This window comes from Virgibacillus sp. LDC1, assembly GCF_025792345.1.
GTDB classification, from domain to species: domain Bacteria; phylum Bacillota; class Bacilli; order Paenibacillales; family Paenibacillaceae; genus Paenibacillus_AQ; species Paenibacillus_AQ lautus.
This window is the reverse complement of record NZ_JAOXLZ010000001.1, coordinates 2173200-2188410: the sequence shown is the minus strand read 5'-3', so window position 1 is coordinate 2188410 and position 15211 is coordinate 2173200. Positions and strand designations below refer to the sequence as shown.

The 15211-nt window shown below is 51.2% G+C and carries 9 protein-coding genes; all 9 read left to right on the top strand.

The genetic code is table 11. From position 1 onward, the window contains the following. Positions 1-13 precede the first annotated feature (13 nt). The 9 genes from OHJ21_RS09750 (at position 14) to helD (ending at position 15151) form a co-directional block, all read left to right on the top strand. Positions 14-1528, top strand: a complete 1515-nt coding sequence (locus tag OHJ21_RS09750; protein WP_486019955.1) for an ABC transporter substrate-binding protein — start codon at positions 14-16, stop codon at positions 1526-1528. Between the two features lie 390 nt (positions 1529-1918). Further along, a complete protein-coding gene (locus tag OHJ21_RS09745; protein WP_215157170.1) occupies positions 1919-2788 on the top strand; it encodes an ABC transporter permease in 870 nt (289 codons plus the stop codon). Positions 2789-2800: 12 nt separating this feature from the next. Further along, positions 2801-3685 carry a carbohydrate ABC transporter permease gene (locus OHJ21_RS09740; RefSeq protein WP_394055453.1) on the top strand — a complete coding sequence of 295 codons (885 nt, stop codon included), beginning with the start codon at positions 2801-2803 and terminating at the stop codon, positions 3683-3685. Positions 3686-3733: 48 nt separating this feature from the next. Beyond that, on the top strand, positions 3734-6280 hold the full coding sequence (locus OHJ21_RS09735) for a glycoside hydrolase family 3 N-terminal domain-containing protein (RefSeq protein ID WP_486019954.1): 2547 nt from the start codon (positions 3734-3736) through the stop codon (positions 6278-6280). Then, a complete protein-coding gene (locus OHJ21_RS09730; protein ID WP_486019953.1) occupies positions 6277-8544 on the top strand; it encodes a beta-glucosidase in 2268 nt (755 codons plus the stop codon). Before OHJ21_RS09735 ends, OHJ21_RS09730 begins: the two co-directional genes overlap by 4 nt. Positions 8545-8765: 221 nt before the next feature. Further along, positions 8766-10706 carry a beta-N-acetylhexosaminidase gene (locus tag OHJ21_RS09725; protein WP_486019952.1) on the top strand — a complete coding sequence of 647 codons (1941 nt, stop codon included), beginning with the start codon at positions 8766-8768 and terminating at the stop codon, positions 10704-10706. A 240-nt stretch (positions 10707-10946) separates the two neighbouring features. Beyond that, positions 10947-11927 carry an aldo/keto reductase gene (locus OHJ21_RS09720; protein ID WP_100537455.1) on the top strand — a complete coding sequence of 327 codons (981 nt, stop codon included), beginning with the start codon at positions 10947-10949 and terminating at the stop codon, positions 11925-11927. Positions 11928-11977: 50 nt separating this feature from the next. After that, a complete protein-coding gene (locus OHJ21_RS09715; RefSeq protein WP_394057381.1) occupies positions 11978-12373 on the top strand; it encodes a MerR family transcriptional regulator in 396 nt (131 codons plus the stop codon). Between the two features lie 360 nt (positions 12374-12733). After that, positions 12734-15151: an RNA polymerase recycling motor HelD gene (gene helD, locus OHJ21_RS09710; RefSeq protein ID WP_100537454.1), complete on the top strand. Its 2418-nt coding sequence runs from the start codon at positions 12734-12736 to the stop codon at positions 15149-15151. The last annotated feature ends 60 nt before the right edge of the window (positions 15152-15211 follow it).

Genomic DNA, 15211 nt, shown 5'->3' with positions numbered 1-15211 from the left:
GGCGGGGGAACAGATGAAAAAATCATTAGTTGGACTATCCTCGATGCTCTTGAGTGCCGTCCTTATATTGTCGGCATGCGGGGGCGGTAAGGCAGCCGACCAAGGCAAAGAGACGACCGGCGAACAAAAAGACCTCACGGAGCTGACGGTTGTGCTGCCCGTGGCAGGCTCCATTCCGAAGGATATGCAGCAGGTGGAGGAAGCCATCAACAAGATCACGGTCGAGAAAATACAGGCCAAGGTGAAATTTGAGCATATTTCTGTCGGAGACTGGGAACAGCAGACCAATCTGATGTTTGCAAGCGATGAGAAAATGGATCTTCTGTACTTATCCGGCTATAACTTCAGCAACATCGTCGCGAAAGGTCAGCTGAAACCGCTGGATAGCCTGCTTGAGCAGCATGGTCAGGGGATTGTCGACTCCTTGGGTAAGGAATATTTACAAGCAACGCGGATCGGTGGCGAGATATTCGGAACGCCGACGGTGCGGGATTTGGCGGCAAGCTACGGGCTGACCATGAGCAAAGACTTGGTTGATAAATACAAGATTGACGTTGCCTCGATCAAGTCGCTCGATGATGTGGAAGCCGTGCTGCGAAAGGTTAAGGAAGGGGAAGGACCCACGATGACTCCTCTGGTTACTGGTGCGGCAGGGCAGTCATTCCGAGAAAATTATGTAAACTATGACAGCTTGAACGATACGATTGGTGTGCTTCCGAATTATGACAATGACCTTAAGGTTGTCAATTATTACGAAACGAAGGAATACGCCGATTTTGTCAATAGAATTCGCGGGTGGTATCTCGACGGATTGATTCCGCAGGATATGGCAACGACGCAGGCAACACGGTTTGATATGATCAAAGCCGGAAAGGCCTTTGCCTATATGGCTATGCAAAAACCGGGCTTTGCGGAGAGCGAGAAGAAGTTATCCGGGTTGGATCTGGTTACTGCGGAGCTCGTGCCTCCTGTAGGGACGACGAGCACAGTAACAGGCGCGATGTCGGGCATTCCAGTCAATTCCAAAACCCCTGAGAAAGCGATGGAATTTTTGAATCTGATGTACACCGACAAGGATATCGTGAACCTGTATGACTGGGGGATCGAAGGCACGCATTATGTGAAGGTGGACGGCTACGACAATGTGATCGATTACCCTGAAGGCGTTGATTACAACTCGGTAGGCTATAAAATGCCGCTGGGCTGGCTGTTCGGCAATCAGTTTCTGTCCAATGTCATGAAAGGCGACGATCCGGAAATTTGGACCAAGATGGATCAATTCAACAAGAGCTCCAAACGCTCGAAAGCCATGGGCTTTCTGTTTGACGCCTCTCCGGTGAAGACCGAGTACGCAGCCGTAAGCAATGTCATTACACAATATAAAATGCCGCTGGAGACGGGCAGCGTAGACCCGGAACAGATTTTGCCGGAGTTCATTTCCAAATTGAAATCGGCCGGAATTGACAAGATCATTGCGGAGAAGCAGAAGCAATTGGATGAATGGGCTAAAACCAACGGCGTGAAGTAAGCTCTAATGCGAACGGTCACGGATAGCATTCGAGTCCGCCTCCGTTGTGGATGATGCAGAGGAATCATAAAAATATCGATAAAGTTAAAAGCATAGCAGCAGGCCGCTCAAGGGTTAATCCTTGGCGGCCTGCTTTTTTACGTGCAGGAGAAAAGCTTCCGATTCAATTGAGATATTCCATTACAACTTCCCGTCCCTTGGTTCTACTTTGATGCCGGTGAAGTCGGGAAAGCACAAATGTGAAGTCGTCTAAGCGGTAGTGCCCCGGCGGCATGCTCTTTAAAATGAAGATATAGATTCGGCTATTAGGCCACAAAGGGGGGAAGTGCGGTGACAAGTACAACACGTAAGGGACGGGGATCCCTTCGGAAGTACATTCCGCTATACATCATGATGTTGCCGGGTCTCATCTACCTGCTCATCAATAATTATTTGCCGCTGTTCGGTCTTAGCATCGCTTTTAAGGATGTGAACTACAGCAAGGGGATATGGGACAGTGATTGGATCGGCTTCAAAAACTTTGAGTACCTGTTCAAAACGGATGATGCGTTCATCATTACGAGAAACACGATTCTATACAATGCCGCGTTTATTGTGCTCGGCTTGATCGTTTCGGTCGGTATCGCGATTTTGCTGAACGAGATCCGCAACAAAGTAGCGTCACGCTTTTATCAAAGCGTGATCATTCTGCCGTTTCTTATCTCCATCATTATCGTCAGCTACCTGGTATATGCCATGTTCAGCGTGAATACGGGAATGGTGAACAAGACGCTGCTCCCGGCACTTGGGCTCGATCCAATCTCATGGTATACCGAGCCGAAATATTGGCCTTTCATTCTGACTTTTGTCCATATATGGAAGGCGGCAGGGTATTCCTGCATCGTGTATCTGGCAGCCATCATCGGCATCGATCCGGAATACTACGAGGCAGCGAAGCTGGACGGAGCCTCCAAATGGATGCAGATCCGCAAGATCACACTGCCGATGATTACGCCGGTGATCACCATATTGACACTGCTCGGCATCGGACGTATTTTCTATTCCGATTTCGGATTGTTCTACCAGGTGCCCATGGATTCAGGCGCTCTATTCTCGACCACCAATGTTATCGATACCTACGTATTCCGCGGGTTGATGCAGCTCGGAGATATCGGGATGTCCTCGGCAGCGGGATTCTACCAGTCGCTGGTCGGCTTCGTTCTCGTGCTGGTATCCAATTATGTCGTGCGGAAAATTGATAAAGACAATGCTTTGTTCTAAGGAGCGATCCATATGAAAAACGAATCTCGAGGCCTGCAATGGGCTGCACACATCATCATGATCATTTTTTCCCTGGCGTGCATTCTTCCGTTCATCCTGCTGTTTATCTCATCGATCACGGATGACCACACGATTGCAATGGAGGGCTACTCGTTCTTTCCCTCCAAGTTTAGCCTGGGCGCTTATGAATATTTATGGAGAGAATCGGCGCAGATCCTTCACGCATACGGGATTACCATCCTGATCACGGTGATCGGCACGAGCGCCAGCCTTGTCATGACTTCACTGCTGGCGTATCCGCTCTCCCGAAAGGATCTTCCCGGCGGCGTTGTACTGTCGTTCATTGTATTCTTCACGCTGCTGTTTAACGGGGGATTGGTTCCGACCTATCTGGTCTATACCCAGCTGTTCGATTTGAAAAACACGCTATTTGCCCTGTTGATCCCTTGGCTGCTCATGAATGGCTTCAATGTGCTGCTGATGCGGACGTTCTTCGCCACCACGATTCCTGCGGCGGTACTGGAATCGGCCAGCATGGACGGAGCCGGCGAGTTCAGGATGTATTACAAGATCATTCTGCCGCTGTCGCTTCCGATTATGGCCACAGTCGGCATGTTTCAGGGGCTGGCATACTGGAACGATTGGAATAACGGATTAGTGTTTGTAACGGATCCGGAGCTGTTCAGTCTTCAGAATCTTCTGAACCGGATCATGAGCGACATACAGTATTTGACTCGCAACAGCAGCATGAATTCAGGGAATGCATTGGAACAGCTGCCGAGCGAGACTTTCCGGATGGCGGTGGCCGTCATCGGCGTGGTGCCGATCCTCGTTGCCTATCCGTTCTTCCAGAAATACTTTGTCAAAGGCATGACCATCGGTGCGGTGAAGGGCTAAATCTAACCGTATAAAAACACGATGATTAAGAACAGGAGTGAAGCAGATATGATAGGCATTTGGCATTGTATGATTGACAAGCCGCGAATGAAGATACAGTTTAAAATCAGCAAAAAAGCTGCCTACACCCTCGATGCTGTAATGGAGCCCCTTCCGGTTCCACTCTCATTCCCGACGGTTACGGTGAAGGGCAACCGAATACGGGGATTGGGCAAGGTGTTTTGGAAGCCGGATGAGGATCTTTCCGTAGAGCTGGCGTTCGACGGGGATTCATTCACTGGCGAGCTCCGCATCCCATCCTTCGGGAGCTTCCCGCTTAGGGGCAACAGGGGGCGGGGGCCTTATCTCGCACAATCCTTGATAGAGGAAGCAGCAGCGTACCGAAAGGGCGGGATTCGGGAACGCGCGGATGAAGAAATCGCAGAGTCTGTTGAAGCTTTGCTTGCCGACATGTCGCTGGAGGAAAAGGTCGGTCAAATGTGTCAATGCCAGGCCTCCAATTTCTCCTTCGGGAATGCGGTGGAATCCGACCTGCCGGAGAAGCTGATTGCCGAGGGCAGAGCAGGGACGGTACTGGGAGCCTTCGACATTACAAGAGTATTCGAATTGCAGAAAATAGCCGTCGAGCAATCGCCGCACGGGATTCCGCTGCTCTTTCATGCGGACGTGATCCACGGCTCGCAGACCATATTCCCGATACCGCTGGCATGGTCCTGCAGCTGGGAATTGGAAGCGATACAAGAAGCGTGCGCGATTGCTGCTAAGGAGGCCAGTGCTTCCGGTACGATATTCAATCACGGCCCGATGATCGACATTACCCGTGACGCCCGCTGGGGCAGAGTGTCGGAAGGAGCGGGCGAGGATCCGTATTTAGGGGCGTTGATTGCCACAGCTCAAGTTGCAGGGTACCAAGGAGAGTCCCTGCATAGTGAAGAGACGCTGGTTGCCTGCCTGAAGCATTTCATTGCCTACGGCGCCGCGGAAGCCGGCAGAGATTACAACAGTGTGGATATTTCGGAGGGGACTCTGCGCAACGTATACCTCCCGCCGTTTAAGGCTGCCCTGGAAGCGGGAGCCGGCTCGGTGATGAATGCCTTTAATATTTATCAGGGAGTTCCGGTTGCGTCCAATACGTTCGTACTGAAAAAGCTGCTGCGCGAGGAGCTGGGATTTGACGGGATCCTGATTTCCGATTACGGCTCGGTAGACGAGATTCGGGTTCATGGACACGCGAAAGACACAAAGGAGGCTGCGCAAAAAGCGGTTCATGCCACGATGGATATTGAGATGGTGACTCGCGCTTTCGATCATCTGCCCGCGCTTGTCCGGGAAGGTAAGGTGACCGAGCCGCAGATCGATGATGCCGTTCGCCGCATTTTATATTTGAAGTACAAAACAGGCATCATGGACGACCCGTTTCGATATATTCGACCAGAGAAGGAAATCGAATATCACTTTAACGCAGCACATCTTCAGGCAAGTCGGGAGCTGGCACAGAAATCGATTGTTCTGCTCAAAAATAATGGCGTGCTCCCGCTCGTAAAGGAAGCCGGCAAGGTCGCGCTGATTGGTCCGTTTGCCGATAGCAAGGACCTGCTCGGACCGTGGCAGTTCTCCCGATATGGTCATGAAACCGTGACCCTGTATGAAGGAATGCTGGAGAAAGGCATCGCTGCGGAGCGCCTCCTGTACGCCCAGGGGAGCGGCGTAAATGAATCGATAGACGGCGGAATCGAGGCAGCGGTCATGCAGGCCCGCAAGTCGGACTTCGTCGTTCTGGCACTAGGTGAGAGCAGTGATATGTCGGGTGAAGCGGCTTCCCGTATGGATATCGTCATCCCCGAGGCGCAGCAGCGGCTGGCGGAAGCCGTGATCGCGGAAGGCAAACCGACGGTTCTTGTTCTGACGAACGGCCGTCCGCTGGTGCTGGACTGGTATGAGCAGCATGTCGATGCCATTGTGGAAACCTGGTTCCTCGGCTCGCAGGCAGGTCACGCCATCGCAGATGTGTTAACCGGGGATTACAACCCGTCAGGCAAGCTGACGATAAGCTTCCCTGCCCGCATTGGACAGGTGCCGGTATATTATAACGGCTTTAACACCGGCAGACCGCTTACCGAAACGAACCGAATGGATAAATTCATAACCAAATACTTAGATGGCCCGAATGACCCGTTATATCCTTTCGGACATGGGCTGAGTTTTACGAGTTTTGAGTACTCAGGGATCACGCTGGACCGCCGCGAGATGACGGCGGACGATACGATCACGGTATCGGTGAAGGTGACGAATACGGGCGCTGTTTCCGGGGAGGAAATCGTCCAGTTATACATTCAGGACTGCTGCGGGACTATCGTGAGGCCGGTCAAGGAGCTGAAGGGCTTCCGGAAAGTATCGTTGGCACCGGGAGAGAGCCGGGAGATTACGTTTAAAATTACCGACGAGGAATTGACGTTCTGGTCGCCGGTATCCGGCTACAAGGCTGAGCCCGGCACATTCAAGGTGTATATTGGATCCAGCAGCCGGGATGTATCCGATGGCATGGAGTTTGAATTGCTGGATCGATGGAATCAAACGGAGGGGGAATGGAAATGAGTGAGCAGCGGGATATCAAAGCATTGATTTCGCAGATGACCTTGGAGGAGAAGGCGAGTCTTTGCTCCGGCCTGGACAATTGGCATACGAAAGGGGTGGAGCGGCTGGGGATTCCATCCGTCATGGTGACGGACGGACCGCACGGGCTGCGTAAGCAGCGGGCCTCGTCCGACCATCTGGGCTTGTTCGACAGCGTGCCTGCAACATGCTTCCCGTCGGCGGCGGGCGTAGCGAGCTCATGGAATCGCGACTTGATCCACCGGATGGGCGAAGCGCTGGGCATAGAATGCCAAGCGGAGAATGTAGCCGTACTGCTGGGGCCGGGAGCGAATATCAAGCGTTCCCCTTTATGCGGCCGCAACTTTGAATATTTCTCGGAAGATCCTTATCTATCTACGGAGATGGCGACTCACCACATCCAAGGGGTGCAGAGTCAGGGGGTAGGGACCTCACTTAAGCATTTCGCGGCCAACAACCAGGAGCATCGGCGAATGACGTCGGACTCCGTGGTCGACGAACGGACGCTGCGTGAAATTTACCTAGCCAGCTTTGAGGGAGCCGTCAAACAAGCACAGCCATGGACCGTTATGTGCTCATACAACAAAGTGAACGGGGAATTCGCTTCCGAGAATGAAACCCTGCTGACCGATATTTTGAAAAATGAGTGGGGCCATGAAGGCTTTGTCATTTCGGACTGGGGTGCGGTCAATGAGCGGGCGAAGGCGCTCGCGGCAGGCATGGAGCTGGAGATGCCGTCAAGCCACGGCGAGGGGGATGCAAAAATTGTGGAGGCCGTCAGAAGCGGTCAGCTGCCCGAAGGTAAGCTGGACGCGGCGGTAGAGCGTCTGCTTACCGTGATCTTCAAAGCGGTGGATCAGCGGAAACCGGATGAGGCGGCCTTTGATCAAGCGGAGCATCACCGTTTGGCGCGCGAGGTGGCTCAAGAGAGCATGGTGCTGCTTAAAAATGAAGGCGGGATGCTGCCATTGGCCCGAAGCGGCCGTATCGCCGTGATCGGCGCATTAGCTCAGGAGCCGCGCTATCAGGGCAGCGGCAGCTCCAAGATTCGCCCGACACGGGTGGACGATATATTGGAGGAATTGGAAGCATCGTCCGGCAATGCGCAGATCCAGTACGCGCCTGGCTATAAACTGAACGAAGAGGACAGCGACCAACAGCTGCTACAGGAAGCGCTGACCATCTCATCCGACGCCACCGTTGCCGTTGTATTTGCCGGCTTGCCGAGCCGCTATGAATCGGAAGGATTCGATCGGAAGCATCTGCGGATCCCGCCGAATCAGATCGCGTTGATCGAAGCGGTAGCGAAGGTCCAGCCGAATGTGGCTGTGGTGCTCAGCAACGGCGCACCGGTGGAGATGCCGTGGCTTGGAGAAGCCAAAGCGGTGCTGGAAGCGTATCTGGGCGGTCAAGCGCTTGGCGGAGCAATCGCTGACATTTTGTTTGGTGACGCGAATCCTTCAGGGAAGCTGGCGGAGACATTCCCGGTTGCGCTGAGTGACAATCCTTCCTATTTGTTTTTTCCCGGGGAAGGCGACCGGGTGGAATACCGCGAAGGCTTGTTTGTCGGGTATCGTTATTATGATTCGAAAAAGCTGAATCCTTTGTTTCCGTTCGGACACGGGCTGAGCTACACCACATTCGAATACTCCAAATTAACGGTCGATAAGAAGCAGCTAAAGGATACGGAGAAGCTCAGCGTTTCCGTGGACGTAAAGAACACCGGTACTCAAGCAGGCAAGGAAATCGTGCAGCTCTATGTTCATGATAGGGAGAGCAGCGTGATACGGCCGGATCAGGAGCTGAAGGGCTTTCACAAGGTGGAATTGGCACCAGGAGAAGCCAAGACCATTACCTTCGAGCTGGATCACAGAAGCTTCGCCTATTATGATATCGAGCTGAAAGACTGGGTCGTGGAGAGCGGCGAATTTGAGATTCGAATCGGCAAGTCTTCCCGGGATATCGAGCTCACAGAAATCGTTGAGCTGCAGTCCACAACCGAGCGGCAGATTGTATTCCATCGCAACTCCACCGTATCCGATCTGAAGAAGACCGCTAAGGGCGCGGCTTTTGTAGAGGATTTTATCGGCAAGCTCCCGTTTGCATCGGCGATTGAAGACAAATCCCATGCGGAAATGTTCAGAGCATTTCTGGATGCCATGCCGCTGCGCGGCTTGCTGTCGTTCAGCGGGGGCAAAACAACAGAGAAGCAGCTGAGTGACCTCATTGACTTCCTGAACAGCTGACGGGTGACTTCAACTTCAAGCAGCTGAATCAAAAGTTTGACAGTGGGACGCGATAAAGGTCGTGATAGAACACAAGATGAATACAGTTAAGCGCGATGAAACACAAGGGAACGCGAGGAACAGAACAGCAATGAAGCGAGAATTTCCCGTAGCCTCAACCACCATACAAATTACAAAGTGTTATTCGCGTATCGGATTAGGGGAAAGGAAGTGTCTATTCAATGAAACAAGAGCAACTCATGCCGTTGTATCCACAGCCGCGTCTTGTGAAATGGCTGGGTGGGGAGAAGACTTGGTCAGCCAGCGTTACGTATGACATTCAGGAACGAGCAGTTCCAGCCGTGGAGCAGGTGAGACTGAACACTCGATTGGTGCAGGCATTGGCAAGCTCTTCTCAGCATGGTGCCTCCACAGATTCGTCCATTCATATAGGGGTCTCTTTACGGGAGGGACTACACCCGGAAGGCTATGTTTTGCAATGGGATGAAGAGGGACTCCGAATCGAGTACAGTCAACCGCCCGGATTGCATTATGCAATGGTTACCATGGAGCAGCTTCTCATTCGCCGAGGCCTTACATGGAGCTGCTTTCGGATTGAAGATGAACCCGACTTTCCGGTACGCGGCTTGATGCTGGATATCGGACGCAGCAAAATTCCGAAGCTGCCCGAACTGTTCCAACTGATCGACCAGATGGAGAGGTTAAAGCTGAATCATCTGCAGCTGTACATGGAGGGATACTGCTTCGAATATGAGCAGCACAAGGAAACGTTCCCGGAGAGCACGCCGATGACAGCAGAAGAGTTCCGCAGGTTGGATGCTTACGCCGCAAGCCGATTTATCGATCTGGTGCCGAATCAGAATTGCCTGGGTCACATGGGAGAATGGCTGAGTAAACCGGCGTACCGTGAACTTGCGGAGCATCCTGACGGAATGGCGATCGAATCGCCGCATTCGTTGACGTTCCCACCCACCACTTTGAACCCCGTGGACCCGCGTTCCCTGGATTTGATTCGGGGGATGTTGGACGAATTGCTGCCTGCGTTTACATCCGATTGGGTTAACATCAATATGGATGAGCCTTTTGGTCTTGGAACCGGCAAAAGCAAGGAGCGATGTGGTGCGATCGGAATGGGCCCGCTATATATGGAGTATACGGAGGGCGTGATGGACATTGTTCGAAGTCACGGGAAGAAAGTGCTGATGTGGGGAGATGTAATAACCCGCCACCCGGAGGTGGTCGAACGGATTCCGGGTGATGTGACGGTCCTCGACTGGAATTATGACAGCAGCATTTCTTTTGCGGAGCACTGCAGCATGCTGCAAACGACTGGAGTATCATATTACGTCTGTCCTGGAACCAGCTCTTGGTCCTCCCTTTCCGGGCGTACTGACAATATGCTGAACAATATCACCGACGCAGCGGTCCAAGGTCGGAAATATGGAGCCAGAGGACTTATCGTGACGGATTGGGGAGATAACGGACATTGGCAGGTTCCGGCCATCAGCTATCCTGGGTATGCCTATGCAGCCGGTTTAAGCTGGTTTACGGAAGGCAACCTGAATCGGGAGGGTGAAATGGAGAGCTATCTGTCGGAGTACGTATTTAAAGATGCCAGCGGCGAGATCGGGCATTTCCTGATGGAATTGGGACGGTACTACCATTTGGAGAACAGCTCGCTTGATAACGGCACCTATCTGACTGCTTTACTGACCCGCGGATTGAAGAGCCGGGAGAGGCTGGAGGAAGAGCTGAGTTTATTTTTGCGGATTTTTGCAGAGCTCAACCGAACGACTGTCGGCTCATTTCAGCTGGATTTTCAATATCATGACATGCTGGAGTGGCTGAAGAAGCGTAAAGAACAGCTTGCAAGGCTTGATCTTCAAACTCCCGATGCGGATGTAATTACTGACGAACTGCGGAATACCCTTCGGTTGATTGAACAGGCGGTAGGCATTCACCGATATATGTGCCGGATTGATATGTCTAATGAGGAAGATGAGTTCAACTTCATCACGGATCTGGAATCTCAGCTTAAGCAGGCTATTGAAGAATTTAACCGATTATGGCGGATCCGAAATCGGGAAGGTGGTCTTGCGGCCAGCAACCAAGCGATGTACAGGCTGCTTGACCAATACGAAGGAACTCGGCGACTTAAGTAAAGCTTTAAAGCAGCAGTCTGCGAGTGGGTTCATTAGCAACCATGAAAATCCTCGTCAAAATTAAAAAAAGAGGTTGTCCTACAAGTCACCAAACGTGACTTCGGACAACCTCTCTCTCATTTTATGTGGTTTGAATGTGATCTGAGGTGTATTGATATAGGTGGTTAGTCATGAGAATTTTATTTCATGTTGACCTTGAGTTAACTCCAGGTGATAGACTAGATTTAAGGAGGGATGTTCATGGAATATGTGAAGCTAGGGAATACCGGACTCGACGTATCCCGCATCTGTCTTGGATGCATGGGATTCGGCGTAGCAGAGCGATGGATACATCAATGGGTGCTTAATGAGGAGAACAGTCGTCCCATTATTAAAAAGGCATTGGAGCTCGGCATTAACTTTTTCGATACAGCAAATGTGTATTCAGACGGTACGAGTGAGGAAATTGTAGGCCGCGCATTGAAGGATTACGCCAACCGGGATGAAATCGTCCTCGCGACTAAAGTTCATTTCCGTATGCACGAAGGTCCGAACGGCATGGGGCTGTCCCGGAAATCCATCATGAGTGAAATCGACAAGAGCCTCAAGCGTTTGGGTACCGATTATGTCGATCTGTACCAGATCCATCGTTGGGATTATGATACGCCGATCGAAGAAACGATGGAGGCCCTGCATGATGTGGTGAAAGCCGGAAAGGCCCGCTATATCGGAGCTTCGGCCATGTATGCATGGCAGTTTCTCAAAGCGCAGCATGTCGCAGAGAAGAATGGCTGGACCCGGTTCGTTTCGATGCAGAACCATTACAATCTCATATACCGCGAAGAAGAGCGCGAAATGCTGCCGCTGTGCAAATCCGAAAAAATTGGCGTGATCCCATACAGTCCTCTAGCATCAGGACGATTGACACGCGATTGGTCGGAAACGACGCACCGTTCCGAAACAGACATGACTCAAAAATCCAAGTATGATGCCACTGCCGATGCCGATCGGGTAATTGTGGAACGGCTTGCAGTCATTGCAGCAGAGCGAGCCGTTCCCCGCTCGCAGGTTGCTCTTGCCTGGCTGCTGCAAAAACAACCGGTTACAGCTCCCATTGTCGGTGCGACCAAAATGTCGCATCTTGAAGATGCGGCAGCCGCTCTCTCGGTCAATCTCACCCTGGAGGAGATCGCCTCCCTCGAAGAGCCGTATGTACCTCACCGGGTAGTGGGCGCGTTATAGCCTAAGCATATCAGGAAACGGTATTGAAAGAAGAGAAGGTGAATCAAGGCATGGCGGTGACGATTAAAGAAATCAGCGAAAGGTTCGGGCTTTCCCAGGATACTCTTCGCTACTATGAGCGAATTGGGCTGATTCCGCCTGTAAACCGGAATCAAAACGGTATCAGGGAATATACGGAGGAAGACATCAAATGGGTCGATTTTATTAAATGCATGCGTCAAAGCGCGGGGCTTCCGGTCGAGGTGCTTATCGAGTATGTTACGCTCTTTCAACAAGGAGACGACACGCTCGAAACACGAAAAGGGCTACTGATTGAGCAGCGCAGTCGGCTTGCGGACAAAATCGAAGAAATGACGAACACGCTGGTACGGCTCAACGATAAAATCGCAAGATATGAACAGACCATTATAAAAAAAGAAAAAGCACTCAGAAAGCCGGCGGACTAACATTTGACAAAACCGGGTTGGGGAACCTCTTCCCACAACCCGGTTTTTTTTGCGTTAACGATAGCTTGACAGTGGATACCATCGGAATCCAGAAATAAAATCAACTTGTTGTAATTGATGTGAGAGGAGGGGACGAGCGAGTTTGTATTCTACGGGAAAACAAAAAAACTTGGCAGATATGCCAAGAAAAAAATGATTGAACGAGAAAAAGCGCCGTGATATAATCGGTAGCGCGATTGAAAAATCATATTAAGCTGGTATAATAATTACTTTTCCTAATTTTATTTTACACCAGTGATTTCTGATTTGTCAATGCTCTTTTTTTCAGACCAGATTGAAAAGGAGTGTGTTCAGGAAGACATGGAAGCGAAGGAATGGCGGACAGAACAAGAACGGCTGGATCAGGTAAGGGAAAAGCTGAAGGCGAGGATCGACGAGTTGGAACCGGACGTTACCGGGCTGCGCGATCAGGCTGCTGAGATTCGCAGGCGATTCTGGGAAGAGGTTACGGTCAACACGAGCTCGGACGAAGATTTTGAAGAAACATTTTATACGATTAAACAACAGGCTGCGGTGTTATCTGAACGTGAGCGCCGTCATCGGCTTCTGACGCAACAATGGAGGAGCTTACATCGGCTGTTGCCTTCACCCTATTTTGGGCGCATCGATTTTTTAGAGGACGGCCTGAACGTGAGCGAGCAGATTTATATCGGCGTATCTTCCTTCATTGATGAAGATGGATTGAGCTTCCTGGTGTATGATTGGCGCAGTCCCATCGCGAGTCTCTACTACGACCACTCCCCCGGTGCGGCCTCTTACGTCACGCCGGTCGGGCAGATCACGGGCACGATGGAGCTGAAACGGCAGTATCAGATTCACAATGGACAAATTCTTCATATGTTTGATGCGAACGTAACGATCGGTGACGAGCTGCTCCAACAAATGCTGGCCAAAGGCGCGGACTCGCAAATGAAGAGTATCGTATCAACTATCCAGAAGGAGCAAAACGCCATTATCCGAAACGATCATAGCCGGCTGCTTATCGTGCAGGGGGCGGCTGGGAGCGGGAAGACCTCCGCGGCCTTGCAACGTGTAGCGTATTTGCTGTACAAAAACCGCGATTCGCTTAAGGCTGACCAGATTGTACTATTCTCACCAAATCAAATTTTTAACAGTTATGTATCTTCCGTTCTTCCTGAGCTCGGTGAGGAGAACATGCAGCAGACGACTTTGCAGGAATATCTAGAATATTGGCTGGGTTCATCCTTGCGTCTGGAGGATCCCTTCGATCAGATCGAATATGTGCTGACTGCACAATCCTCTCCCGAATATGGAGCTCGCCTTCAGGGGATGAAGTACAAAGCTTCCGAGGCCTTCTTGAGAGCCCTGCAGAACTATGCGCAGTGGCTGGGGCGCGAAGGCATGCTTTTCAAAGGCATTCATTTCCGGGATCGTGATCTGATCACCGCGGAGCAAATGAGATCGCAATTTTACAGTTATGACCCTTCCTTGAGCTTGGCCAATCGTGTCGATCTCCTGCAGAAGTGGCTTTTGAAGGAACTTTCACTATTGGAACGCAAGGAGCGCGGGGCGTCCTGGGTTGAGGAGGAGCTTCATTACTTGGACAACGACCAATATGCGGAAATTTTCAGCGAGCTGCATAAAGATAGGGAAGTGTTTGACATTGCCGAGCGTTACGCCGAAGTTCACGAGAAAATAACCAAAAAGCGCCGGGAAGATGAAGGTGACTTTGACTTCGCCGAGCGGGAGGAGGAATTGCTCAGCCAAAGGATCGTGAAGATGAGCTTCAAACCGATAAGACAAAGCGTGAGGAAATTATCGTTTATCGATGTCCAAAGCCTATACGTCCAATTGTTTGACGATGAAGCGGCTTATCAAGAGAAGACGAAGGAGACCGAGATCCCTGTTCTATGGCCTGAAATCTGCAAGCAGACCAAAGAAAAGCTGGACCGGCTCGAATTATTCTATGAGGATGCGACTCCGTATTTGTATTTAAAAGAACTGATCGAAGGCGTTCGGACGAACACGGAGATTCGGCATGTCTTTGTCGATGAGGGGCAGGATTACTCGACGTTTCAATATGAGTATCTCAAAAAACTATTTCCTCGTGCCCGCATGACGGTACTCGGCGATTTCGGGCAGGCGATTTTTACGCAGTCTACAAAGCTGCAGGAGTCCGATTCGCCGCTGGTTCAGCTTTATGGTGAAGCCGAAACAAGCTTGATCCGCCTTGTGCGCAGTTATCGTTCAACTCGTGAGATTGTGGAATTTACGAAAATGCTGCTCTCTGATGAGTCGGAAATCGTCCCCTTTGAAAGGAGCGGACCGAAACCTCTTCTCGCTAGGTTAGAAGGTGGGGAGAAGCGTGACGCACGAATATTGAAAGACATCGCGGCACTGCAAGCCGAAGGCTTTGAATCTATTGCCGTCATTACGAAGACTGCGGCTGAAAGCCGCACAGCCTTTGAATCATTACGGGAGCAAGGAAGCGAGACATTGCAGCTCATTACGAAGGAGACGGTCACCTTTGATAAAGGAGCGATGGTTATTCCCGTGTATCTCGCGAAGGGTGTTGAGTTTGATGCGGTTCTGATTTATGAGGCTTCACCTCAAGCTTACAGCCGGGAAAATGATCGCAAACTTCTGTATACAGCATGTACAAGGGCCATGCATCGGCTTCATGTTTACACGACGGGCGATTGGTCGCCGTTCGTGCAGGCATTGCCTGTTGATTTGTATGAGAAAGCAGCATACTAACGGATCGGGAATGGCGCTCTTTCGCGATTAGCTGCAGCTCATGATTCAGCAAATCTTCGA

Coding starts and splice junctions, on each gene's coding strand:
- OHJ21_RS09730 (WP_486019953.1), top strand. CDS start 6,277: ATGAGTGAGCAGCGGGATATCAAAGCATTGATTTCGCAGATGACCTTG.
- OHJ21_RS09720 (WP_100537455.1), top strand. CDS start 10,947: ATGGAATATGTGAAGCTAGGGAATACCGGACTCGACGTATCCCGCATC.
- OHJ21_RS09750 (WP_486019955.1), top strand. CDS start 14: ATGAAAAAATCATTAGTTGGACTATCCTCGATGCTCTTGAGTGCCGTC.
- OHJ21_RS09740 (WP_394055453.1), top strand. CDS start 2,801: ATGAAAAACGAATCTCGAGGCCTGCAATGGGCTGCACACATCATCATG.
- OHJ21_RS09745 (WP_215157170.1), top strand. CDS start 1,919: ATGATGTTGCCGGGTCTCATCTACCTGCTCATCAATAATTATTTGCCG.
- OHJ21_RS09725 (WP_486019952.1), top strand. CDS start 8,766: ATGAAACAAGAGCAACTCATGCCGTTGTATCCACAGCCGCGTCTTGTG.
- helD (WP_100537454.1), top strand. CDS start 12,734: ATGGAAGCGAAGGAATGGCGGACAGAACAAGAACGGCTGGATCAGGTA.
- OHJ21_RS09715 (WP_394057381.1), top strand. CDS start 11,978: ATGGCGGTGACGATTAAAGAAATCAGCGAAAGGTTCGGGCTTTCCCAG.
- OHJ21_RS09735 (WP_486019954.1), top strand. CDS start 3,734: ATGATAGGCATTTGGCATTGTATGATTGACAAGCCGCGAATGAAGATA.